The organism is Polynucleobacter sp. AP-Sanab-80-C2, from assembly GCF_035012965.1.
In the GTDB taxonomy this organism is placed as follows: Bacteria; Pseudomonadota; Gammaproteobacteria; order Burkholderiales; family Burkholderiaceae; genus Polynucleobacter.
This window is the reverse complement of the sequence record NZ_JAYGQS010000008.1, coordinates 23515-47684: the sequence shown is the minus strand read 5'-3', so window position 1 is coordinate 47684 and position 24170 is coordinate 23515. Positions and strand designations below refer to the sequence as shown.

The window sequence follows — 24170 nt, the reverse complement described above, 5'->3', positions numbered from 1 at the left end:
TAGGGTGGCTTTCTTTTTAAGTCAATATCAGTTGACTTACTTAGACGGCAACAAAGGTATTTTCAAGCTTGCCAATGCCGCCCATCTCAACCACTACGACATCGCCATTGGCTAAATACTTCGGCGGCTTAAATCCGATGCCAACACCCACGGGGGTCCCGGTGGCAATCAGATCGCCAGGGTAAAGCGTAATACCGGCTGAGACAGTGGCAATCATGTTCGGAATATCAAAGATCAGATCTTTGGTATTGGAGTTTTGGCGTAACTCACCATTGACCCAGCATTTCACAGAAATATCTTCGGCATTGACTTCATCTGCGGTCACAACCCAGGGGCCCATCGGACAGAAGGTATCAAAACTCTTGCCAAGGAACCATTGCTTATGACGTTGTTGCCAATCGCGGGCCGTCACATCATTAATAGCGGTGTAACCCCAGACATGTTTCATGGCATCCGCTTCGCTAATCCCTTTGCCGCCTTTGCCAATCACAATCGTTAACTCTGCTTCGTAGTCGATACAAGTAGAGATAGCGGTTGGAATGATGACATTAGTATTTGGGCCGGTGACAGACTCTGGCGGCTTGGTAAAGAAAATGGCATGGCTTGGAATATCCTCGCCTGGTTTAGCGCTGCCATCAAATCCGCTATTAGAAAATTCTTTAGCATGCTCATGATAATTTTTGCCAACACAGAAAATATTTCTACGAGGTCTTGGAACGGGGGCGAGTAAATGAATATCACTCATGGCATGCGTCGCAATGGGCTTGGGTAATTTGCCAGCCAGATCTGATTTAAGGATGGCCACAATGCCATCTTCAGTTACATCAACCCCTAAATCAAGCTCTTGTACAGTCTTGCCGTCAGCCGCTACGATTCCCACCCGAGTCTTGGAAGGCTCTTTGCTTAAAGAAAATGCTGCGTATCTCATGATTACTATCTCCAGTGGGGGTTATGTCTAGACTAACCCTAGTTTATTGTGATGATTCTTGTAGTAGGATAAAGAGCATAAATAATAACGAAATTACGGTTCAGAGACAAAATGAGACAAAAATACCAAGTTCGCCGTTTGTTGGGCTGTATCGCATTATCTTGTTGGGCAATTTCTGCGTTTGCCCAGACCCTAGAGCCTTGGCCCACCAAGTCGATCACCATGGTCGTGCCATTTCCTCCGGGTGGTGTAGCCGATGCCGTAGGTAGACCGGTGGCTGAAGCGCTGTCCCGCATCTTGGGCCAACCGGTGATTGTGGAAAATAAGGCGGGTGCAGGTGGTGGTATTGGTATGGCGTCAGTGGCTAAATCAAAACCAGATGGTTACACCATCTTGATGGCTTTATCTTCCATTTCAATTATTCCCGAGGCTGACAAAGTAGTCGGGCGCGAGCAATCTTTTCAGTTGAATCAACTTAAACCGATTGCCCGTTTTACTGCTGATCCGACCGTATTAGTGGTGCGCGCAGATAGCCCATGGAAAGATTACAAAGCTTTTGTAGCCGCAATGCGCGCTAATCCTGGTAAATACAACTTTGGTTCTTCAGGAAACTATGGAACTATGCACGTGCCGATGGAGATGCTCAAGTCTTCTGAAAAGTTCTACATGGTGCATATTCCTTATACGGGAGCTGGGCCAGCGATTGTGGGCTTATTGGGAGGACAGGTGGATGCGATTGCTACTGGGCCATCCTCGATTGTTCAGCAAATTAAAGCAGGCAAGGTACGTGCTTTAGCCCATTGGGGTGATGGCAGATTGGCTAGCATGCCAGAGGTACCCAGCTTTAAAGAAATGGGTGTGAAGATAGAGTTTTCACAGTGGGCTGGATTATTTGTGCCTAGTGCTACTCCTGACTACATCACCAATAAGCTACGTGAAGCTGCTAAGCAAGCCTCAACGGATGAGAGAGTACGCTCTGTGATTAATGGCGCAGGAAGCCCCATCCAATATCTGGATGCTCCCGAATTTAAAGTCTACTGGGATAAAGAATCTGCGCAGATGGGCGAGATCGTCAGAAAGATTGGTAAGGTGGAATGATGAAAAGAATTCTGATTTCATTGATATTACTCGGTATTGCGCAGGCTCATGCTGCCTCTGTGCAAGAGCAGATGGAGCAAGATCCCAAGGTCAAAGTAGCCATTGAAGAATTGGTGATTGCTAATCATATTTTGTATGACCAAAATGCAGTTGATGGCTATGGCCATATTAGCGTTCGTAATCCTGCCAATCCCAATACTTTCTTTCTAGCGAGAAGTGTTGCGCCGTCGACTGTTAAGGTCGAGGACATCATAGAGTTCGATATGAATGGTAAGGCGCTCAATGGCGACACTCGGGTTGCATATGGCGAACGATTTATTCATAGTGGCATTCTAAAAAATCGTCCCGATATCAATTCAGTGATTCATGGACATGCACCACCGATCTTGCCTTATGGTTTGACTGGAGCCCCCTTAAAACCGGTGTATCACATGAGTTCTTTTTTGGGCGAGGGCGCACCGATATTTGAAATTCGTAATTTTGCAAAACCTAATCCAGATACCGATATGTTTGTCAGTAATGTGGAGTTGGGTAATGCCTTATCCCAATCAATGGGTTTGCAATATTTTGTTCTGATGCGTGGCCACGGTTATGCTGCTGGAGCAGACTCCATCAAAAAGGCTGTCTTTAGGGCAGTCTATGCGATTCAGAATGCCAGCATTCAAGGGGAAGCAATGAAGATGGGGCAGGTTCAATATCTCACCCCAGGTGAAGCCTCGATTGCCCAAGAAACGATCGAGAAGACTATTGGTCGACCTTGGCAGCTTTGGACCGAAAGAGTCAAGAAACCGCAATAGTTGTTAAACTGATGCATCATGAAGATGCAGTCAATTTTGCTCATGCCACGCATCCAATGGCATCTGAAGCACTTCCTCACGCAAGTAGTTGCCCTAATCATTCTGGCAATCATTCCAATAGCTGCTATGGCTATTTTGCAAGATGAGATTCAGGTGTATGACGATGAGATTAATGCCAAAGGTGAATCAAGCTTAGAGCTTCACGTCAACAGCACGCCTCGTGGAATACAGACACCGAGTTATCCAGGTGAGGTAATGAATAATAACGGTCTGCGTATTACGCCAGAGTTGGCCTACGGTCTGGGCCATGACTTAGAGGCTGGACTCTATATCTCGTATGTCAATTACGATAATAAGTTTCAGTATGCTGCGACTAAAGTGCGCATGAAGTGGTTGCCTTATCGTGAAGAGAAGGGCGATGATTTTTTTGCTGGGGTTAATTTAGAGATTGCTAATGTGCAGCCACAGTTTGATGAATCAAGATACAACGCAGAAGCCCGTTTTATTCTTGGCAAACATGTTGATGAATGGTTATTTTCATTTAACCCCATCATTGATATGCCACTTTCACAGTCGTATGTCCATCAATCGCCATACTTTTCAACCGCTACCCGCTTATCCAGAGAAGTCATTCCTGATTTAGCCTTAGGGGCAGAGTATTACTCTAACCTCAATCAGTTGGGGCAGCCTATTAATTATCAAAAAACCCAACAACTGGGATTCTTGATGATGTACTACGATGGAAAGCCGATCTCATTTCAGGCGGGCGTAGGGAAGGGTTTCTCCAATAGCACTGACTCGTTGACGCTGAAGGCTATCTTCTCCATTCCCTTGCCTTAGAAAAAGGGGGCGGGGTAAGAATGCGCATACCTGCCATTATGTGTTTAATATGGAGTCATCGGGCTATAAGTCCTAGAGGTAACTACTACATTGATCTAAGCTGGAGATAACTATGTTTAGCCTTTATTTTATGAAGCGTGCATGCGTACTTGGTGCTACCGCGTTTGCCGTATCGCTTTCAATGAACCCTGTGACGAGTGCTCAGCCTTTCCCTAATAAACCCGTCAAAATTATTGTCACAGCAGCGCCAGGTGGTACAACTGATATTTCATCGCGTGCTCTGTCAGAGATTTTGGGTAAAGAGCTTGGACAAAGTGTGATCATTGAAAACAAAGCCGGTGGCGCAGGCATCATTGGTATTCAAGCTTTGCTTGCAGCCCCTGCTGATGGTTACACCATGGCCATGGGCAATATTGGCCCGAATGCAATTAACTACAGCCTTTATAAAAGTCTTCCTTATAAGATGGAAGACATGGAGCCCATCACTGTTGTGATTGCTAACCCAAACGTACTAGTAGTCAATCCCGAGGTGCCTGCAAAGACGGTTGCTGAGCTGGTTGCTTTGGCAAAAGCCAATCCGGGTAAATATTCCTTTGCATCTTCTGGCCGTGGTCAATCAATCCATATGTCTGGCGAGTTATTTAAAACACAAGCTGGTATCGACATTATTCACGTACCCTATAAAGGTGCTGGACCAGCATTGGCTGATCTATTGGCTGGCCAGACGAGCATGATGGTCGATAACTTGCCGAGCTCGATGCAATACATCAAGGCTGGAAAATTACGTGCTCTCGCAGTGACCAGCAAGAACAGAGTTGCAGAATTGCCTGATGTACCAACGATGATTCAAGCAGGTTATCCTAACTTTGAAGTCACTGCGTGGTTTGGTTTATTCGTTCCTGCTGGAACACCAAAACCTGTTATCGACAAACTCTATATTGCTGTAAAGAAAGCACTAGACTCCCCAGAAATTAAACAGCGCTGGAAAGATTTGGGCGGCTGGGCTGTAGGTGACACGCCTGCTAACACCAAGCTCTTTATTGCCGCAGAGAAGAAGAAGTGGGAGTTGGTTGCTCAGCAAGCCAAAATCGAGGCCGAGTAATCTTGGTATAACTACAGAGCATTGAATTACAAAAAGGGGATCTCATCGAGATCCCCTTGATTCTTTCTACGTGATGGGTAATTTAGTCTGCCTTGACGTTGGCATCCTTAATGACCTTGCTCCACATATTGAGTTCACGATGAATACGTTTACTTGAGTCTGCTGGAGAAAGATAATTTACATAAACGCCAGCAGCTAGCATACGTTCTTGAACATCGGGGCGCTGCAAAATGGTTTTGATATCTGCGCTCAATTTATTCACTATGGCTGGTGGTGTTCCTACTGGTGCTTCAATACCAAACATACTCACCACGTCAAAGTTTGGTAAGCCGGTTGCTTCGGTGACAGTCGGTACATCAGGCAACTGACTGATGCGTTTAGCAGTAGTCACTGCCAATGCCCTTAACTGACCCGCTTGGATAAATTGCAAAGCGGCTGGAACGGTTTCAGACATGCTAAGTACTTGCCCTCCAACCAAGTCAGTCATAGCAGGGCCGCTCCCTTTATATGGGATATGCAGCATATCTAGTCCGAGTTGGTAACGGAACATTTCCATCGCGAGACGCTGTGGAGCGCCAGCGCCAGAAGAGGCAAAAGTGAGCTTGCCTGGATTGGCTTTCGCATAGGCGATGAATTCTTTCATATTCTTTACAGGTACTGATGGGTTCACCACAAAGACGAGAGGTACGACACCCACAATGGCCACTGGAGTGAAATCTTTTTCCAGGTTGTATTTAATCTTGTCTTTGTCTAAGTTTGTATTGATGGCATGGGAGGTGAGGGCGCCCATCAATAAGGTGTAGCCATCGGCTGGCGATTTGGCGACTAAGTCAGCGCCAATATTGCCGCTATCTCCAGCGCGGTTGTCTGGCACTACTTGCTGATTCAATGTCTTAGACAGCTCTTGTGCCATGATGCGGCCAATCACATCAGTCGCCCCACCTGGAGGGAAAGGGATTACTAGTCGGATTGACTTATCCGGATAGTTTTTCAGTGCAGCATCGCCTTGAGCGAGCACTGGGGATGCGATGAAGCTAGCGCATAGGGCTGCGCTAATCCAATAGGTCAGTTTTTGTCTCATTTTGTATTATTAGTAATGGGTTGAACTGCAAGTTTCCATTATCTACAGAATTTGGTTTTCTGCACTAGATTCAGGATTGAAGCCATTCTCTAATTACAATGAATGCATGACCCTAGAGCCCCATCAAATTGAGATCATTGGATATTGCGCTGCATTCTTAACCACGGTTGCGTTTTTACCCCAAGCAATTCAGTCTTGGCGCACCAAAGATCTTTCTGGAATCTCCTTGGGAATGTATTCCTTATTTACTGCAGGAGTGGGTTTGTGGCTGGTCTACGGTCTGATTATTGAAAAGTGGCCCTTGATATTAGCCAATGCCCTCACTTTTACTCTCGCCCTCAGTATTTTGTTATTGAAATTGCGTCATACTTCTAAATAACTGAAACAATAAAAATCCCCCCTTTAGAAAGGTAAGTCATGAGTTCAGCTTTTGTTATCGATCCTCCAGTACAGATTTCTTTGCCAGTGACAGGTGACACCCGTCGCTTTGCAGTCAATCGTATTTATTGCGTCGGTCGTAACTATGCAGATCATGCGCGTGAGATGGGCCATGATCCAGATCGTGAGCCACCATTCTTTTTTATGAAGCCAGCAAACTCGATCGTGACGGATGGCAAAGATATGGCTTACCCCAATTTATCAAAAGACGTCCATCACGAAATTGAAATGGTCGTCGCTATTGGCAAAGGGGGCTCTAATATTGCTGCCGATAAAGCCTTGGATCATGTCTATGGGTATGGCGTTGGCTTGGATATGACAAGACGCGACTTACAAGGTGAGGCAAAAAAGATGGGCCGTCCTTGGGATACTGGTAAAGCTTTTGACCAATCTGCCCCTTGTGGCGAAATTACGCCAGTCAGTCAATGTGGTCATCCTAGCCAGGGCGCAGTCACATTATTAGTAAATGGTGAAGAGCGTCAGTCGGGTGATCTCAATCAACTGATCTGGAATGTACCTGACACCATTGCATACCTCTCAACCCTGTTTACATTGGAGCCAGGTGATCTCATTTTCTCCGGCACACCCGCAGGCGTAGGCCCTGTGAAAAAAGGGGATGTACTCGAGGGCAGTGTTGCGGGATTAAAGAATCTTAAAACCAAAATCGCTTAAGAACGTATTAAACGCCTCACTGAGCGCACAACTGCCAAATATAAAACATGAATACCTTGAGAACCCTTGTAGTAGTTTCTACCCTGTCTTTATTGTTAGCAGCTTGCGCTAGTAATGAAGCAAGTGCGCCTAGCGTAGCAAGCACTGCTGCACCCGCAAGCTTGTATACCAATGCGAGTCCTTTAGATTTACGTTTAAGTGCATGGCCATACCCTTATCCAACCAAAGAATTTAAAACGAGCTTGCAAGGCGTTCCCGCCAGCATGGTCTATATGGATGTGCCGGCGGTAGGCAAACAAAAGGGTGCAGTGTTGCTCTTTCATGGCAAGAACTTCTCGAGCGATTATTGGGCGCCTACGATTAAAGGGTTAACGCAATCAGGGTATCGCGTGATTGCCCCAGATCAGATTGGTTTTGGTAAATCTTCTAAGCCAAATGTCGCATATCACTTTGATGATTTAGCTGCCAATACCAAAGCTTTGCTCAAATCACTGGGTATCAAGCAAGTCTCGGTGATTACAAATTCGATGGGCGGCATGGTTGGTGTGCGCTTTGCGCGCCTCTATCCACAGACAGTACAAAAGTTAGTCCTGGAGAATCCTCTAGGTCTAGAGGATTACAGCAAAGATATCCCGCCTCAGCAAAACGACAATTTACTCAAGTTAGAGATGGCCCAAACGGAGACGAGTTATCGTCGCTTCTTGCAAACGTATTTTCCGACTTGGCAGCCTGCTTATGAAAAGTTTATTGAAGTCTATGTTCGCGTCCAAAAAGGCCCAGACTATCCTGCCTATGCAATGACATCGGTGCTCACGTATCAGATGATTGCTGAAAAACCCGTTGTCGGTGATTTGCCGCAGCTCAAGATGCCGGTATTGCTAGTGATTGGTCAAAAAGATCGTACCGTATTTGGTAGACGGTTTGCACCCCCTGAGGCAGTAAAGACATTAGGTAACTTTCCGGAGTTGGGTAAAAAAGCTCAGGCAGTGATTCCGAATGCAAAGTTGGTGCCGATTGAGAATGTTGGTCACGTCCCGCACGTAGAGGTTCCCGATCTCTTTGTTACAACAGTCGTGCAGTTCTTCAATCAATCTAGCAAGAATTAAAAACTAGTTACATCACTGTTTTGGGTTTTACGTATTTAGAAAATGGCTATTCCTAAAGACCATTTTCTAGACTCTGAATTGCTGGTTTACCGAGTTCTAGAGTCTCCTGCGCTAGAATTCTCCTATGTATATGTTCCTACCTTTTCTGACAGCGTTGATCGGACTCTTCTTAGTCTGGTTTGAGAAGCGCTTTGCAGGTTTATTAATGTTGGCGATCACCGTACTCATTTTGATGGTTTGGTTTCGCTTTCATGCAACGAATCATCTCAATATCAGTCTGTAAGCATTGTGAGCAGACAATCCTTTCCTTCTTTAGCGGCTTTAGGCAACCAACTGGCTTTGTTGGCAGTGATTGGCACCTTGTCTTATGCCTTTGTTGATCAATTGTATTTTGGTGAGTTGCCTTGCCCACTTTGCTTAATGCAAAGGATGGGCTTTGTGATTATTGGATTTGCTTTGGTGCTCAATATTCGCTGTGGTGCGCACTCAGCGCATTATGGCTGGGGCATGATGGGTGGCTTAGTGGGGATGATGGTTTCTCTGCGTCAAGTATTGCTCCACATCCTGCCGGGCGACAAAGGCTTTGGCGCAACCTTCTTAGAGCTCCATTTTTATACTTGGGCTTTCGTTGGTTATCTTGGCTTATTAGCGGGCTTTGCCATTTTGTTAATGCTGCCAAATCGTGAAGTACGTTCACGTTCTTGGTTTGCCAATACACTAGTCATTCTGTTTATTTTGATTGTTTTAGCTAATCTCGTTTCAACTCTACTCGAATGCGGCATTGGCGCTTGTGCTGATAATCCAGTCAAGTATGAGGGTTGGCTGTGGTTGCGCTCCCGATTTGGTTTTTAAGTGATGATGCCCACTAGGTTGGGCTTTAAGATGATGCGATTCTCTAAGGCAGCTAAGAGCCTGCTTCTATTCATATGCTTCAGTGCAGTGACGCTCTTAGTGCAAGCTCAAGCAGATCTTCAGAAAAGTACCCACTGGCCAAAACAATCTATTCGAATTGTGGTGACCTTTACTCCTGGTGGCGCGCCTGATATTTTGGCGCGCGTGTTAGCTGAGAGTTGGCAACAAAGTTTGGGTGTACCGGTCTTAGTTGAAAACCGTCCCGGCTATGGTGGCAATATCGGTGCTGATCTCGTAGCCAAGAGTGAGCCTGATGGCTACACACTCCTGATTGGCACGGTAGGTATCCATGCGATCAATGGTGCGCTTTATGACAAGATGTCCTTTGACCCCGTTAAAGACTTTACGCCCATTAGCTTCTTGGCTAGTACTCCTAATGTACTCATCGTTAATAAACAACTGGGCGTGAATAACTTGCAAGAGCTCATTGAACTTGCAAAAGCCAAACCCAATCAACTGACCTTTGGTTCTTCGGGTGTAGGTACTTCATTGCATATGTCCGGTGAATTATTTAAAGAGATGGCTGGCGTACAAATTCGGCATATTCCGTATAAGGGGCGCGCACAGTCCTTACCAGATTTAGTCAGTGGTCGTATCTCCATGCTCTTTGATAACTTGTCATCTTCACTGCCTTTAATTAAAGCTGGTGAAGTGCAGGCTTTAGGTGTCACTACCCTCAAGCGTTCTCAAGCTGCCACTGACATTCCCACATTGGCGGAACAGGGCTTGCCTGGATTTGAGGCAGTTTCTTGGTTTTCTTTAATGGCGCCAGCGAACTTACCGCCTGCCGTTCAAAAGCATCTCAATCAGTTAACTAGAAAAACGCTGAATAATCCTGAAGTTAGAACTCGTCTTTTGGCGGGGGGCTTAGATCCCGCCCCGGGAAGCCCCAATGAGCTTTCTAAATTGATTACCCAGGAGTCTGCTAAATGGAGTAGGGTAGTAAAGCAATCTGGAGCAAAATTAGATCAGTAGGGTGGCACAAATAACAGTGCTAATAAATAAGTTACTTTCTTGTCAGCTTGAGTGAATTTGAGGCGTTATTAATAGTAAGACATTGATAGTAAAACCAGTAAAAACTAGAATATCAGTATCAAGAAATAGAAGACCACGTAGGACCAAATGGGGGGTCAATCATGAAACAGATCAATCAATTCAGTATCTTAGGAATCGCCATAGCAGCTCTACTGGCATTTGCTCCCGTAGCTGCTCAAGCAGGCAATGTGGGTTGGAATGTCTCAGTTGGCGGTGGCCATGGCGGTTACGGTGGTGGTTGGCGTCCTGCCGCCTACGGTCCTGGTTGGGGCCATGGTTACGGCCCAGGTTGGCGTGGTAATTGGGCTTATGGTGGCGGGTATTACGGCCCATATGCTAACTACTACGCACCTCCCGTAGTTTATGCTCCGCCTGTAGTCTATATGCCGCCTCAGCAACCAATGGTATTGGCAGCTCAGCCTCAGCCGGCAGTTTGGTATTACTGTGAAGCTAGCGGCAAGTATTTCCCATACGCACAAGAGTGTCCAACAGGTTGGCAGATACAAGCAGCAACGCCACCTACGAGCAACACTCAACCAAGACGTCCACAGTATTGATGCTGTATTTATCCAGCTTATTTCAGAATATTTAAAGGTTTGTTATGAAACGATTTGCTCGTATCGCAGTATTGACTGTTTCTGTATTCACTTCACTAGCTGGATGCGTATCTGCGCCAACTGGACCTACGATTGCGATCATGCCGCGCGAAGGTAAACCGTTTGAGGTGTTTCAACAGGAAGATAAGCAGTGCCGTGAGTTTGCTGACAATGCTGTCAAAGATACCAGTAATGCTGCCTTAAAAGAAGGTGCTACCAGTGCCGCTATTGGTGCCGCCTTAGGCGCCGCTGCTGGTGCAGTGATTCAGGGTGGTAGTAGTCCGAACATTGGTACTGGCGCAGGTGTTGGTTTATTGGGTGGCGCTGCGATGGGTGCTATGAACTCAGCTGGCAAACAAAACCAAGCGCAAACTCAATACAACATTGCCTACCAACAGTGCATGTACTCTAAAGGCAATCAGGTTCCTAGTTATGCGGCACCTGTCTCAGGACCGAGCTACCGCTAAGTTCCACAGTAGTTTTACAGCTCGACTGGCGGATGTGTTTTCTCATAGCGCTCCGCCGTTCTTCTAAATAAGTAGAGTAGTAAGCAGCCAGCTAACCCCAGGCTAATGCTGTTGCCAGCCCAAAAGCCATTGGCACCTTGCAAGAATATGGGCGTATTACCTAATACATTAAAGCCCATCAAGTAACCGCCACCAAGACCTACACCCCAGAGTGAGCCTGCATAAATGAGCATAGGCCAAAAGGCGATCCGATATGCTCGCAAAATAAATGCGGCAGTCACTTGCAAGGCATCAAAGATTTGATAAAAAGCAATAAACAAAAAGAGGGGTATGGAAAATGCTTTCACTTCCTCTGGTGGATCATATAAATCTAATAGCTGAATGCGGAACACCCAGACAGCAATACCAATCATGATGCACAAAGTGGTTGTAAAGAAAACCGAGGACCAACCAATTTCTTCAGCGCGTTCTGGCTTATTAGCACCAATCGATTGAGATACTAAAGTCATCGTGGCAATCGAGAGTGAGAGTGGCACCATATAAATTACGGTTCCCATATTGGCCACAATTTGATGCCCCGCTAGAGCAGTAGTGCCTAAACGCGCAATAAACAAGGACATGAAGGTAAAGGAGGTGACTTCAATCAGATAGCTAAAGCCAATCGGCGTACCTAGCTTTAATAAAGTCCAAATGCGAGGCCAATCAGGTAGGCTAAAGCGCTCGAATATTTTGAAGGGTAGATAAAAGCGATCAAACAGTACAAAGCCTAGAGTCATTAACAGCCAAGACCAGTTGATGATGACGGTAGCAACCGCACAGCCTGGGCCACCCATCCCTTCAATGCCTAAGCCGCCATAAATAAACAGAAGATTTAAGGGAATCTTGAGGCCTAATCCAATTAATTGCACCACGGTAATGACTGTAGGGCGGGAGACGGCGTTATGTAATCCCATGAGGATGCGCATACCCATACTTGCTGGTAAGCCAAGCGCCAAGATGCTGAGATATAGCCTCGCCTTGTCTTCAATATCAGAACTAATTTGCGAGATCGCCAATAAATGATCCGCATTGAGTAAGATAAAACAACCGAGAATAGATAAACCTAAAGCAAGCCAAGTTGCTTGACGAACTTCTTCGCCAATCTCGCTATAGCGTTTTGCGCCAAAAAGTTGCCCAGCGATTGGAGCGAGAGCAGACACGACGCCAGTGAGACCAACATAGATACTAATGAAGATGGCTGAAGCCATGGCTAATGCTGCTAGATCATCGGCAGAGTAACGTGCCGTCATTGCGGTATCTAAAACCCCAAAGGTAATGACAGCGAGTTGACCAATGAGCAGAGGACCGGCGAGTTTTAGTAGAGCGGGAACGTCCTCACGTAGGCGTGATAGCTTAAAGTGCAGCACGCCTTATTCCGGAATCACTTCATATAGACGCAAACGCTCATCGCGGTCAGCGGCGCGACGATCTTCCCAGAGAAGGCGAAGTTTTTTGTTATTAAGTTGCGCGTAGGCTTTTGCTTCAGATTGGTTATGCGTCAGCATCCAAGGACAATCTGGATCATCACGTAAAGTCAGTTTAGTAAAGTAGTCAAATGAGGCTAACTGGGCCGAACCAATATTGCTGGTGTTAATGCATCCGCCGCCTGTAGGAACGACTTGTGCCAGACGAGCAGATACCGGACGATAGGTTTTAGCAAAGTTAATAGTAGGTAGCCATAGAGTCATGAGTAATACCCACATCAAGGTAGTACCTGATGCCGAGATAATCAAGCAGCGCCAGATTTCCTTAGGGGCGCGCGATGTTCTCCAGCGCACCACCGAGAGCCAGACGCCAGTAATCGCAAGTGCGACGATAAATGCAAGCCAATTCAATTGACCTTCAAAACCGGGAAGTAAGCGTGCAATATTGGCAGCGGTAGATTCTGGATAGCCGGTGACTTTTGCGAGCCAGATAATCCAAATGGCTAAGGCAATTAGCGTAAAGCTGAACATCGCAAACCAATCAATAAAGCTGATGATGCTACGTTTAAGAATCGGTAAGCTAAAAGCAGCGATGATCGACAGGCTAGGAATCATGATCATCAGATCATGTTCATTTGCCTCGAGGCGGAATAGGACGTAAATCAAGGTACCAATAAATAAGCTCAGCGGAATACAAAGGTGGGGAGCGCGCCAAGACCCTGCTTCTTTAACGCGACCCCAGTGCCCTAAAGAGATCAATGCTAATGGCCATACCGGCCAGGCATAAGCCCAGAAGTTCACACTCAAAAAACTTAAGGATTCAAGCGATGGAGTAGAACGCATCTCCGGCATATTGCGCCAGCCTTCTTGAGCAATGTGGCGCCAGCCAGCTGGTAGGTCAGCTAGGTACCAAAGCGCTGGCCAAATCGCAAAACCAATGAGACCTAAAACAGTACTGGTCAAAGTCCAACGAAAGCGTAACTTAGCATTACTAGCGATCACCGCAATGATGGTCGAGGTGACAACGATCAGACTTAAAGTGAGATTGCTAGATAGCGCTACGATCGCAATACCAAGGCCTGTCCATAATCCCCCTTGCCATGGTTTGTCTAATCCACGTACAGTGCCATAGAGCACGATACTAATACCCATTAGTTGCGCCATCATCGGCGTTGTTTCATGGGCACGCTGAGCAAGACCGACGCAAGCTAAGAAGATCAACAATGCGCCATCGGCAAGCGTCATGCCATAACTTTTCAGGTCAGGCTGGCCACCCACTGCAAAAGCCATCGGCTGCACTTCACGGCGACGACCTAATAAATACGTGGCATACCAAATTGCCAGTGCAGCAGCAAAAAAGCAAATCGCGGAATATAAGCGCGCTGCATTAGCAGCGCCAATGAAGCCGCCAAATAATTTAATGAGAGTGGCGCCCATCCAGTAAGGCAATGGTGTACCTAATGAAACATCACGACCTGCTAAGTGAGGCACGAGCCAATCGATCGAGTTGCCGCGAAACAAAGTCCACATGCCGCCAAAACCAATCGCATCTTCATTCTTCCAAGGATCACGGAAGAAGAGACCTGCAAAACCATAAATCAAAGTCAACGCAAAAATAATGATGCGCGGAATCGATTTAGTAGCAGCGGCAGTGAGTTTGACCATGAACTTTATTTAAACAAAAACAAGCAATAAAAAAGGCAGCAAACGCTGCCTTGATTATCTCGCAGAGAAGGGCATTGCCATACCCTGCGAATATGAAGTGTATTAAGCCTTCTTCTTAGCTGACTTTTCAGCAGCTTTAGCTTCTGCAGCCGCCGCTTTTTTCTCAGCCGTTTTAGCAGCGCCATCACCAGCAGCCTTAGCAACCGCTTTGGTACCGAATTTCTGACGGAATTTCTCAACACGACCAGCGGTATCCATGATTTTTTGGGTACCAGTGTAGAAAGGGTGTGATTCAGATGAAGTCTCGATCTTGGCCAAAGGATATTCCTTGCCATCTTCCCACTTGATTGTCTCTTTAGTAGACATAGTGGAGCGAGTCTTGAAGCTGAAGTTATTGGAAACGTCTACAAAGACGATTTCACGATATTCGGGGTGAATGCCAGGTTTCATTTTGAGTCCTATGAGCGGGTAGCCGTTTATGTCGCCGTTTGATGATGGCAACTTAAATACTTTCCCAAGTTAAAAGCAGTGATTGGTGCAACAAAGGCGAAATTATGCCATGAAATCAATAACAAAGCGCGCTTTTGGAGTCCAAAAGGGGCTAAATCAACCCCTAGACCCCTAAATTAGCCTCCGCGACGCATCAGGTCAAAGAATTCGCCGTTGTTTTTAGTCGATTTGAGCTTATCGACGATGAAGTTCATCGCCTCAATGTCATCCATATCAGCCAGCAATTTACGCAATACCCAGATCTTCTGGAGGTTCTCAGCTTTCACCAAGAGCTCCTCACGACGGGTGCCAGACTTATTAAGGTTAATCGATGGGTAAACACGACGCTCAGCCAGACGACGCTCAAGATGAACTTCCATATTGCCGGTACCTTTGAACTCTTCATAGATGAGGTCATCCATGCGGCTACCGGTTTCAATCAGGGCAGTAGCGATGATGGTTAATGAACCGCCTTCTTCAATATTACGCGCTGCACCGAAGAAGCGTTTTGGACGTTGTAATGCGTTGGCATCCACACCACCAGAAAGTACTTTGCCTGATGAAGGCACTACGGTGTTGTAGGCGCGTGCTAAGCGAGTAATCGAGTCAAGCAAGATGATCACATCTTTACCCATCTCTACTAAACGTTTTGCTTTTTCAATCACCATCTCGGCAACTTGAACGTGACGGACAGCTGGCTCATCGAAAGTAGAGGCAACCACTTCACCGCGCACCGAGCGTTGCATCTCAGTCACCTCTTCAGGGCGCTCGTCAACGAGCAAGACGATGAGAATCGCTTCAGGATTATTTGCGGCAATAGCGTGTGCAATGTGTTGCATCATCACGGTCTTGCCAGACTTTGGTGATGCTACGATCAGACCACGTTGGCCGTAACCAATTGGGGAGATCATGTCGATAATGCGGCCAGTCAAGTTTTCTTCTGCCTTGATATCGCGCTCAAGACTGATTACCCGGTTTGGGTGCAAAGGGGTTAAGTTCTCGAACATGATGCGGTTCTTGAGGGCTTCTGGAGCCAAACCGTTGATCTTGTCGACCTTTACCAAAGCAAAGTAACGCTCACCATCTTTAGGGGTGCGTACTTCACCTTCTACGCTGTCACCAGTGTGTAAGTTAAAGCGGCGAATCTGCGCTGGAGAGATATAAATATCGTCTGGAGAAGCCATGTAAGAGGCTTCTGGAGAGCGCAAGAAGCCAAAGCCATCCGGCAAGACTTCCAAAGTGCCATCACCGAAAACGGTTTCACCAGCTTTAGCGCGTTTCTTCAGAATCGCAAACATCAATTCTTGTTTGCGCATCCGTTGCGTGTTTTCAATCTCCAAGCTAGCTGCCATTTCGAGCAGGGCAGATACGTGGAGGACTTTGAGTTCAGTTAATTGCATGTGGTTCTCGGGTGTTGATAAAAATGAATAAGGGAAATTTGTTTTGGGGTATCGCCGCGTTGATGGAGATCACGCAGATATGGGAAGACAGAATTTTGGAGTTTGCTAAAAGAAGGGGGAGGTAAATTGCTGGAAAGGGGCGCTCTCAAGAAGGCGCTGAACTACTGTTAAATGCAATACTACACTAAAAAACGGGTCTGGCAAGAGCTAGCAATAGGTAAATACCACAGGCTCAACGGGTGAACCTGTGGTCTGAGATGATTTACAGATGACTATCAATAAATGCAGTCAACTGAGATTTGGCCAAAGCGCCTACTTTTTGAGCAGCTACAGTGCCATTTTTGAATAAGATCAAGGTCGGAATGCCACGAATATTGAACTGGGCAGGGACACCTTGGTTCTCATCCACGTTCATTTTTGCGATTTGCAGCTTGTCGCCATACTCACCGGAGAGTTCTTCCAGGATGGGACCAATCATTTTGCAAGGACCACACCATTCAGCCCAGAAGTCGAGCAGTACAGGTTTATCGGACTTGAGGACGTCTTGTTCGAAAGAGGCGTCAGTTACATATTTAATGCCGGCACTCATGAAAATTCCTTATTTAGGCTTATTTAGCTACGCATTTAGCGAGTTGGTTAATTGTGGCGTTACAGAGCTTATATTAGCAATAAGCGAAACATTCTGCTCAAAATAGATAAATTACTCCATTCATGCTTCACCCATTCCCGACAATTTCCGATCAAAAGCAAGTGCAGCCATGGGCCATCACGCCTGATGCTACTGCGTTGGAACAGTTAGCAAGGGGTATTTGGGATGGTGCGGCGCAAACCCAGCAGCGCCCCTTAGTGGTACTCAGCACTGCAGGCCCCCTCATCGGGGTGAGGGCAGCACTTGAAAAATATCGACCTCAACATCTCGATCCCAAGATTGCATTCTTGCCACAAGTGATTAGTTTTACCGATTGGTTGGAAGCAGCGCCAGGCGCATGGAAATTTCCAAAAAAACAAACGGATTTAGAGAGATGGCTGGGTGTCTACACCACTTTGCGTAAACATCCAGAATTGCAAGCGTGGTTTAAAGCAGAGAGTGAAACTGGCGCATGGGGGTTAGCGCAAGCGATTGTGGAAGCATGCGACACCTTATCCAAAGCAGTGTGTCCGCAATTACAAAAACAAATCCATGCATTGATGCAAGAGGATCAAGCCAAGCAGAGCAATATTGGTGAAGTCTGGGGTGATCAAGCGCAAGCATTATTGGATATGACCGTCGCCAAAGTCTATTCCGGGATGGCGCGAAAAGTGGTTGATCAAGAAACTAAAGTCTTGCTCACTTTCTGGCGCTATACCACGAGCATGAGCGATCCAGTATTTCGGAATCAGTTTGCAATGGTGGCACACCTTGAAACTATCGCAGCCGCTCAAGAAGTAAATCAAGCAAGACCTCTCATTTGGGTAGAGACTGCCGATCCCACGCCAATTGACCAAGAGATTATTAGCAACTTACTGAGTGAGTATGCCCAATATGCGCCCGTTGTAGAGGTCAAGATGGATTGGCGCGATGTGGGCTTGTGGTCAGAAGCGATTTGCATTGAAGATGACCTGCAGGCAAAGGCCCAGGCATTAAGCAATGCCAAACGGACACAAAGCAAAGCGTGGCGTCTGATCTCAGCGAAACGCTTTGAAGAACTGGCTTGGGCCGCTGCTAAAACTATTGAGCAACATCTTATCGATGGTAAGACCAAGCTAGCACTCGTTGCGCAAGATCGTTTAGTGGCGAGAAGGGCGCGAGCACTGCTGGCAAGATTGGGTCCCGCACTGAATATTCGTGATGAGACTGGTTGGAAGTTATCGACAACGCGTGCAGCGGCAGCCTTAAATAGTTGGTTGGAGCTCATCAAAGCGCCTAAGGATGGACCAAGTGCAAAAGCATTACTCGAGTTTTTACAGAATCCCTTTTTTGATCTTGGAAAAGTTCTCAACCGAGATCCAGATACCTGCACTGGACTCATTACAGAATTAGAAGATATCTTGGTGGCAAGCAAGGCCGAGTCTGGTTGGAAAACTTTCCACCTAGCTATTGAAGGCGCGCAAGATAATGCGGCCAAAACTTCAAGCAACATGCCAAGCGCTGCTCTATTGGAGTTATTGCAGTTTGTCAGAGAGCGACATCATGAATGGCTGACGCTCAAGGTTGATTGCAATCAGGCTTATAGGCTGTTGCAAACCAATCTTCAAGATACAGGTATGGCACAAAGCCTTCATCAAGACTCTGCTGGTAAGCAACTATTAGAGGTGCTCAAGACATTTGATTTAAGTAAGACGCAGTATCAAGCAGTGCTCATTCGTTTAAGCGAGTGGCTGAGTTTGCTCAAAACCGTGATTGAAGGCGCAAGCTATCAAGAAGTTGGCAAGGAAGCTCAGGCAACTCTCAGCATCTTGCCACTGAGCTCAACGCGTCTGCGTGACTTTGAAGCAGTCGTAGTGGCAGGTTGCGATGAACAGCAGCTGCCAGCGTACTCAGAGCCGCCCTTATTTTTTTCAGATGCGCTCAATCAACTCTTAAAGACTTCTACCGTTGCAATGCAGTTTGTGCAGCAGGCGAGAGATCTTTCTCAACTGTTAGTGTCATGCCCCAATGTCGATTTGCTTTGGCAAAGTAAGAGTAATAACGGAGAGCCATTGAGACCAGCGGCATGGCTACAGCGCTTACAAAATCAGCTTGGATGGCTGGCTATTCCCACACAGCTCAAAAAGCGAGCCTTTCAATCTAGTCCGATGGATATGGCAGTTGCGCATTTTGAAGAAGCATTGCCCATGCCCTTATCGATCAGTCCGAGTGCCTATAAGGCTCTTCGCGATTGTCCATATCGCTATTACGTGCGTAGCTTATTGGGCTTAAGAAAGAATAAAGGTTTTGATGAGGGCTTTGATGCTTCCTTAGCAGGGCAGACCTTGCACAAATTACTCAAGCGTTTTTATCAAGCACTGAAAACTCAAGAACACACCAATCCGGCCATCAAGACAGATCAAGATCAAAGACGCGTCTGGATGGAAAAGAGTCTTACCATTCATTCGGAACAAGAGTTTGCTGCTTTGATTGAAGGCGATGCCAGAGTGATGGGTACATTGCGAGATTGGCAAAAACAAATCCCAAGTTTTATTGATTGGCAATTGCAACGCGAGCAAGCGGGCTGGCAATATTTTGACGGCGAAGTCAAAGTTGGCTTTGATCTACCGTTTAAAGATGCCGAAGGCGCTCCTAAAACGATTCGCATTGAGGGCTTTGCAGATCGCTATGACGTACAGGTCGGCGATAACGCGCTGGCCTCAGTGATTGATTACAAAAATCAACGCTTTGAGAGAGTCAAAGTACGCGCGGAGCATCTTTTAGATGACCCGCAATTATTGATATATGCCCGTGCTGCTAACGAAGAGCAAGAAAATCATAAGCTCACGGGTCATGTAGTTCAGCAGGCAGAGTGGGTGGCGCTAAAAGCTGATCTTTCCAAGGGTGACCACAAAGCATTACGAGGTCAAGAGGTAGTCGATATGCCAGCCATGATGCAGCAGTTTTCTGAGCAAATCACAGAAGATATAGAGCAGCTGTGGGCTAAAAAGCCCATGCAAGCATTTGCGCCTGAAGGGGTGTGTCAATACTGTGAAGCGCGGGGCATTTGCAGAAAGGGGATCTGGTGAGTGATCCGCTAAATACGCAGCTCAATGCGCAGATGAACATACTTCCTGAGAAGCAAGCTTATTCAGAAAAGCTCGCCTGTGACCCCCAGCGTTCAGTCATTGTTTCTGCTTGCGCCGGCAGTGGTAAGACATGGTTACTCGTAGCAAGAATGGTGCGACTCTTGCTTGATGGTGTGAAACCTCAAGAGATTCTTGCATTAACATTTACACGCAAAGCGGCACAAGAGATGCGTGATCGCTTATATGGATTGCTAGAGCAGTTCTCAAAAAGTGATGACACCTCTTTAACAAAGGAGCTCATCGCTAGAGGTATGGAGCTAGAGCAAGCGGAGCAATCTTTAGCGAAGGCTAAAGCGCTCTATGAGCAAGTGCTAGCAAACCCACAGCCAATTGTGATTGATACCTTTCATGGTTGGTTTGGCAGATTACTCGGTGCAGCGCCGGTCTCCTTGGGGATTCAGCCAGGATTTAAGTTGCGTGAAGACGCTAAGCGCCTGCAAGAAGAGTGTCTTGATGATTGGTGGGGCGATCTCACACCAGAACTCAAGGCGCATTATGACGTCTTGCTGAACCATCTTGGCTCACACGAGACACAAAAGCTTTTAATGGGAAGAAGCAGTCTCTTTAAACAAAGGGGAGCATGGACTTTTTTTGCGAAGGATTGCAAACAAACCGGTAATAGTCCAATAGAGCGTTTAAAGCAAACGCTACCCAAACTCAATTTACCTAACCCATTAATTGCGCAGTGGGATGCGCCAAGCGCATTAGCTGATCTGGAGTTTTTAGCGCATTGCCTGAGGAATAGCAGTACAAATGATCAAAAGCTATTACCCAATCTATTGCCAGCCATTGCATGTAAGCAGCGTGGCGGCAATGTGATGGATATTGCTGCTACCTTGCAAAGTGTCTTCTTAACAAAAGAGCCAGTGAAGTACCGAGCTGGCAACGATAGCGCTTTGAGCGCATTACAAACCTTTTTAAATAACGAAGGGATGTCCGACCGAGTTAGTGAACACATCAGATTTAAGCAGTCTTGGGGTCACACTTTTGAGGAATATCTCCTCTGGCAGGCAGAGCAGGATGTCTTTGCCATGAACGAGGCCTGGTTTGCGCTCAATCAATCGATGATGGCGCACGCTAATGCCGCAAAAGAAAATATGCGCGTGCGTGACTTCGATGACTTAGAGATTGGCGTGAGCATGCTAATGGTTGACTCCGCTAACGCTGCTTATCTACAGTCGCGCTTAGACGCTAAATATAAACAAATCCTGGTGGATGAGTTTCAGGATACCAACCCATTGCAATGGCAAATTTTGCGAGCATGGTTAGCAGGCTATAGCGAAGGTGATGAGAAGCCTAAAGTGTTTATTGTGGGCGACCCTAAGCAATCGATTTATCGTTTTCGTCGTGCGGACCCAAGATTATTTGTGAGTGCAAGAGCGTTTTTACATCAGAACCTAGGCGCAGCTTACATAGAGCAAGATAAAACACGTCGCAATGCAGATCAAATTAATACAGCGGTCAATACGATCTTCCAGAGTGAGCAGATTCCGCCAGAATATCCATATACCAAACAAGAAACTCTGTGGTCTAGTCCAGCAGACCATCAGCCCACAGAGACTTATGCCAAAGAGGGTGAGATTTATTTGCTTCCTTTAATACCCTATGCGGAGAAAACTGAAGCAGTGCGAGAGGGCAGTGCTTTTGATAAAGCGATTGCAGACTCTAGCGAGACGGTTACAGTAGTTCAGCGCCAACAAGAAGGTGCATTAGTTGCTCGTCTCATTAAAGAAATTATCGCCACCCGTAAAGTGGTAGACAAAGAGGGGGGTAAAGAGTTTTGGAGAGAGGCAAGAGCAAGTGATTTCCTCTTATTGGTCAAGCGCCGTAAGTTTTTACCTCAATATGAGCGAGCGCTGCGTGAAGCAGACCTTGCGTATGAGAGCTCGCGCTTAGGTGGTTTGTTAAATACACTTGAGATCGATGACCTGATTGCTTTATTAACTGTGCTAGTGACCCCGCGTCATGATTTGCCATTAGCCCAAGTATTGCGCTGCCCCATCTTTGGCTTTACTGAAAAGCAAATGCAGCAGTTGGCCGTTGCCATGACATCAGGTCAATATCGTTCTTGGTGGGATGCTCTGCAAGATAGTCAGGATGTAAAATTACAGTTTGCAGCGCGTTATCTTCAGCACTGGCATTTACTCGGTGAGCGTCTACCAGTGCATGACTTATTAGATCGTATTTACCAAGAGGGTGATGTGCGCCTCAAATACGCCGCCGTCTGTCAGGATCTTGATCGTCCACAGGTATTGGCAAACTTAGATGCCTTTTTGGAGGTGGCGCTGAATCAAGATGGTGGCCAATACCCAAGCCTAAGTCGTTTTATTCAAGAAATTAATGCCAAGCGTCGTGGCGATGATGATGAAACACCTGATGAGGGTGATGTTGATGCGGCAAGTGATGACAATTTAGTCGACATTGATGAAGAAAGTGAGATGTCAGAAGAAGATCGCCATAAGCGTGTGCGCTTGATGACGATTCATGGAGCAAAAGGATTGGAATCTCCTTTTGTGATCATGTTAGATACCAATAACACAGATACTAATGTGGACTACAGCGGGGTATTGATTGATTGGGCGCCAGAAGAAGAGAGTCCTTCCCATCTATCCCTCTTTACTTCCAAAACATTAACTAGCCCTCGCGCTGAGATCAACGAAGAAGAAAAGCGTATTGGTGAAAATGAAAACTGGAACTTACTTTATGTGGCGATGACCCGTGCTCGCCAAGGCTTATGGATTAGTGGCGATGCCCAGAAACCCACTAAGAATAATCCCGATGGTCTAGATAAAACGTCTTGGTATGGCAAGGCCAATAGTGCTGAGTTAACGATTTATCAAGTTAACCAGGATCAGGTTGATAAGCCTAAAGATGTAGCAGTTAAACCAAAGAGCGCTCCAGAAAGTGCCGTTGAAGATTTTGTCTTGGAGTGGAATCCGGCCCAAGAAAGTCATACTCAATTACTACGTGATATTCAGGATGGCATCACGGTAGAAGTATTTGCTGGTGCAGGTGAGCAAACATCAGAACCTGATCTAGAGATCTTAGAGGAAGGTACACATTTTCATAAACTGTTGGAGTTTGTTACTGCCGACTCGACTAAAGCACAAGCAACACAGATGCCAAGCGAGCAAGAGGTGATGAATTGGCTTGGTGTAGATGAAGCCCATGCCCTGAAAGTGATCGAGCGCGCCCAGACAGTATTGGAAGCGCCAGAGCTCAGCAAGTATCTAACCTCAGGTCAATGGATTGCCGCATGGAATGAGTTAGATATTGCAAGTAAAGAAGGTAAGAGCTATCGCATGGATCGCTTGGTTGAGTTAGATGACTACATCGCCATCATCGATTACAAGCTCACCATTCCAGCAGTAGGAACTGAGAAGTATGAAAAATATCGCGAGCAACTCCAAAACTACCGGGCTGAGTTAAGTCGTATCCGCAAGGACAAGCCTAATAAGGCTTATTTAATATCTTCCTTGGGTGAGATCAAGGAGCTTTAAAGCTTTTCGCACTCTTTTTTTCAGAGCTACGCCCCAGAGGTATTCCTCAACCATGAATTGTTCTGTGTTTGATTTCATTCCACTCTTCTTCTGCGAGGGGAAGAGGGTCTGGATCAGACATAGCCGCCTTTGTAATTACCTCATCCTCTTCTGCGCTGTGCCTAATAATTTTCTTCTTCATATTGCCTTGAAGATTACACCAAATGAAGTTCAATTCTTTTACCTAGAGCAGCCGCATACTTCCTGAGGGTATTTAGACTTGGGGAGTGTTTGCCACTAGCCAATGAGCTTTCTAATCTTGCAATTGCAGGGGCTTGAGTTCCCATGCGTTTAGCAATTTCTGCTTGGGAGAGCCCCGCTTTTTTTCTGGCGGCGAGTATCTCATCTAGAATCGCAAATTCTTCGCGATTCAGTTTAGCAACCTCTGCTTTGATAGCAGGATCCTTTAGCATCTTGCTAACCATTTGTTTATGGCTTAAGAGTTTAGTTTTTTTGATTGTCATTTATTCAACTCCTTCATGCGCTGCTTAGCAATTTTTATTTCAGTCTCCGGCGTCTTTTGAGTCTTTTTAATGAAGCTATGCAGCATCACAATCTCTCGTTTAATGAGCGTGCAGAAAAAAACCCTTGCAATGCCTTCGGCTCCTTTTAGTCGCAATTCAAATAAGCCGCCACCAAATGCATTGGTGTGCGGTAAACCCAAATTAGGCCCATATTCGATCATTCGTTCAGTTAAGCAAATGTAGCGTGCTTTTAGTGTGCAGGGTAGATCCATGATGTCTTCTTGAACCTCCTGACTGATATAAATAATGGAATATGTCATCG

General features: G+C 46.3%; 24 protein-coding genes. 14 read left to right on the top strand and 10 right to left on the bottom strand.

Going from position 1 to position 24170, the window contains the following annotated elements; translation table 11 throughout:
- Window positions 1-40: 40 nt before the first annotated feature.
- Window positions 41-928: a fumarylacetoacetate hydrolase family protein gene (locus VC178_RS11165; protein ID WP_323482579.1), complete on the bottom strand. Its 888-nt coding sequence runs from the start codon at window positions 926-928 to the stop codon at window positions 41-43.
- A 111-nt stretch (window positions 929-1039) separates the two neighbouring features.
- On the opposite strand from VC178_RS11165, the gene VC178_RS11160 reads away from it, so the two are divergent.
- From VC178_RS11160 to VC178_RS11145, 4 genes are all read left to right on the top strand, one after another.
- Complete coding sequence (locus VC178_RS11160; RefSeq protein ID WP_215295076.1) at window positions 1040-2026, top strand: Bug family tripartite tricarboxylate transporter substrate binding protein; 987 nt, start codon at window positions 1040-1042, stop codon at window positions 2024-2026.
- Window positions 2023-2823, top strand: a complete 801-nt coding sequence (locus tag VC178_RS11155; protein WP_323482578.1) for a class II aldolase/adducin family protein — start codon at window positions 2023-2025, stop codon at window positions 2821-2823. The genes VC178_RS11160 and VC178_RS11155 overlap by 4 nt, the downstream gene beginning before the upstream one ends.
- Window positions 2824-2841: 18 nt before the next feature.
- Window positions 2842-3663, top strand: a complete 822-nt coding sequence (locus VC178_RS11150) for a hypothetical protein (protein ID WP_323482577.1) — start codon at window positions 2842-2844, stop codon at window positions 3661-3663.
- A gap of 112 nt (window positions 3664-3775) precedes the next feature.
- Window positions 3776-4765 (top strand): tripartite tricarboxylate transporter substrate binding protein, encoded by a 990-nt coding sequence (locus VC178_RS11145; RefSeq protein WP_323482576.1) that lies wholly within the window; start codon window positions 3776-3778, stop codon window positions 4763-4765.
- Window positions 4766-4847: 82 nt separating this feature from the next.
- Here VC178_RS11145 and VC178_RS11140 read toward each other — a convergent pair whose 3' ends face one another.
- Window positions 4848-5846, bottom strand: coding sequence for a Bug family tripartite tricarboxylate transporter substrate binding protein (locus tag VC178_RS11140; RefSeq protein ID WP_215295069.1), 999 nt, complete (start codon window positions 5844-5846; stop codon window positions 4848-4850).
- A 106-nt stretch (window positions 5847-5952) separates the two neighbouring features.
- Here VC178_RS11140 and VC178_RS11135 point away from each other — a divergent pair, with 106 nt between their 5' ends.
- The 8 genes from VC178_RS11135 (at window position 5953) to VC178_RS11100 (ending at window position 11072) form a co-directional block, all read left to right on the top strand.
- On the top strand, window positions 5953-6225 hold the full coding sequence (locus VC178_RS11135; RefSeq protein WP_215295067.1) for a SemiSWEET transporter: 273 nt from the start codon (window positions 5953-5955) through the stop codon (window positions 6223-6225).
- A 38-nt stretch (window positions 6226-6263) separates the two neighbouring features.
- Complete coding sequence (locus VC178_RS11130; RefSeq protein ID WP_323482575.1) at window positions 6264-6956, top strand: fumarylacetoacetate hydrolase family protein; 693 nt, start codon at window positions 6264-6266, stop codon at window positions 6954-6956.
- A gap of 47 nt (window positions 6957-7003) precedes the next feature.
- Window positions 7004-8062 (top strand): alpha/beta hydrolase, encoded by a 1059-nt coding sequence (locus VC178_RS11125; RefSeq protein ID WP_323482574.1) that lies wholly within the window; start codon window positions 7004-7006, stop codon window positions 8060-8062.
- A gap of 124 nt (window positions 8063-8186) precedes the next feature.
- Entirely contained in the window at window positions 8187-8345 is a 159-nt protein-coding gene (locus tag VC178_RS11120) for a DUF5993 family protein (protein WP_215295061.1), read from the top strand.
- Window positions 8346-8350: 5 nt separating this feature from the next.
- On the top strand, window positions 8351-8914 hold the full coding sequence (locus VC178_RS11115) for a disulfide bond formation protein B (RefSeq protein ID WP_323482573.1): 564 nt from the start codon (window positions 8351-8353) through the stop codon (window positions 8912-8914).
- Between the two features lie 33 nt (window positions 8915-8947).
- Window positions 8948-9949 (top strand): Bug family tripartite tricarboxylate transporter substrate binding protein, encoded by a 1002-nt coding sequence (locus VC178_RS11110; RefSeq protein ID WP_416350559.1) that lies wholly within the window; start codon window positions 8948-8950, stop codon window positions 9947-9949.
- A gap of 161 nt (window positions 9950-10110) precedes the next feature.
- Complete coding sequence (locus VC178_RS11105) at window positions 10111-10566, top strand: hypothetical protein (protein ID WP_323482571.1); 456 nt, start codon at window positions 10111-10113, stop codon at window positions 10564-10566.
- A 44-nt stretch (window positions 10567-10610) separates the two neighbouring features.
- Complete coding sequence (locus VC178_RS11100) at window positions 10611-11072, top strand: glycine zipper family protein (protein ID WP_323482570.1); 462 nt, start codon at window positions 10611-10613, stop codon at window positions 11070-11072.
- 14 nt (window positions 11073-11086) lie between these two features.
- On the opposite strand, the gene VC178_RS11095 is transcribed toward VC178_RS11100, so the two are convergent.
- The 5 genes from VC178_RS11095 to trxA form a co-directional block, all read right to left on the bottom strand.
- The gene (locus VC178_RS11095; protein WP_215295055.1) at window positions 11087-12478 is read right to left on the bottom strand and encodes an MATE family efflux transporter; all 1392 of its coding nucleotides are present in this window, start codon (window positions 12476-12478) and stop codon (window positions 11087-11089) included.
- Window positions 12479-12481: 3 nt separating this feature from the next.
- Window positions 12482-14200 (bottom strand): ArnT family glycosyltransferase, encoded by a 1719-nt coding sequence (locus VC178_RS11090; RefSeq protein ID WP_215295053.1) that lies wholly within the window; start codon window positions 14198-14200, stop codon window positions 12482-12484.
- Between the two features lie 102 nt (window positions 14201-14302).
- Window positions 14303-14650: a type B 50S ribosomal protein L31 gene (locus tag VC178_RS11085; protein WP_215295051.1), complete on the bottom strand. Its 348-nt coding sequence runs from the start codon at window positions 14648-14650 to the stop codon at window positions 14303-14305.
- 176 nt (window positions 14651-14826) lie between these two features.
- Entirely contained in the window at window positions 14827-16089 is a 1263-nt protein-coding gene (rho, locus tag VC178_RS11080) for a transcription termination factor Rho (RefSeq protein ID WP_011903147.1), read from the bottom strand.
- A 262-nt stretch (window positions 16090-16351) separates the two neighbouring features.
- Window positions 16352-16678, bottom strand: coding sequence for a thioredoxin TrxA (trxA, locus tag VC178_RS11075; protein ID WP_068948270.1), 327 nt, complete (start codon window positions 16676-16678; stop codon window positions 16352-16354).
- A 122-nt stretch (window positions 16679-16800) separates the two neighbouring features.
- On the opposite strand from trxA, the gene VC178_RS11070 reads away from it, so the two are divergent.
- Both VC178_RS11070 and VC178_RS11065 read left to right on the top strand, forming a co-directional pair.
- Complete coding sequence (locus VC178_RS11070) at window positions 16801-19785, top strand: PD-(D/E)XK nuclease family protein (RefSeq protein WP_323482569.1); 2985 nt, start codon at window positions 16801-16803, stop codon at window positions 19783-19785.
- 32 nt (window positions 19786-19817) lie between these two features.
- The gene (locus tag VC178_RS11065) at window positions 19818-23345 is read left to right on the top strand and encodes a UvrD-helicase domain-containing protein (protein ID WP_416350558.1); all 3528 of its coding nucleotides are present in this window, start codon (window positions 19818-19820) and stop codon (window positions 23343-23345) included.
- Between the two features lie 46 nt (window positions 23346-23391).
- Here the strand turns inward: VC178_RS11065 and VC178_RS11060 are convergent, their stop codons facing one another.
- Genes VC178_RS11060 through VC178_RS11050 form a run of 3 tightly spaced genes read right to left on the bottom strand, consistent with a single transcriptional unit; the run spans window position 23392 to window position 24168 of the window.
- Complete coding sequence (locus tag VC178_RS11060) at window positions 23392-23526, bottom strand: hypothetical protein (protein WP_323482567.1); 135 nt, start codon at window positions 23524-23526, stop codon at window positions 23392-23394.
- Window positions 23527-23539: 13 nt separating this feature from the next.
- Entirely contained in the window at window positions 23540-23848 is a 309-nt protein-coding gene (locus tag VC178_RS11055; RefSeq protein ID WP_416350557.1) for a helix-turn-helix domain-containing protein, read from the bottom strand.
- Window positions 23845-24168, bottom strand: a complete 324-nt coding sequence (locus VC178_RS11050; protein ID WP_215295045.1) for a type II toxin-antitoxin system RelE/ParE family toxin — start codon at window positions 24166-24168, stop codon at window positions 23845-23847. The genes VC178_RS11055 and VC178_RS11050 overlap by 4 nt, the downstream gene beginning before the upstream one ends.
- Window positions 24169-24170: the final 2 nt, after the last annotated feature.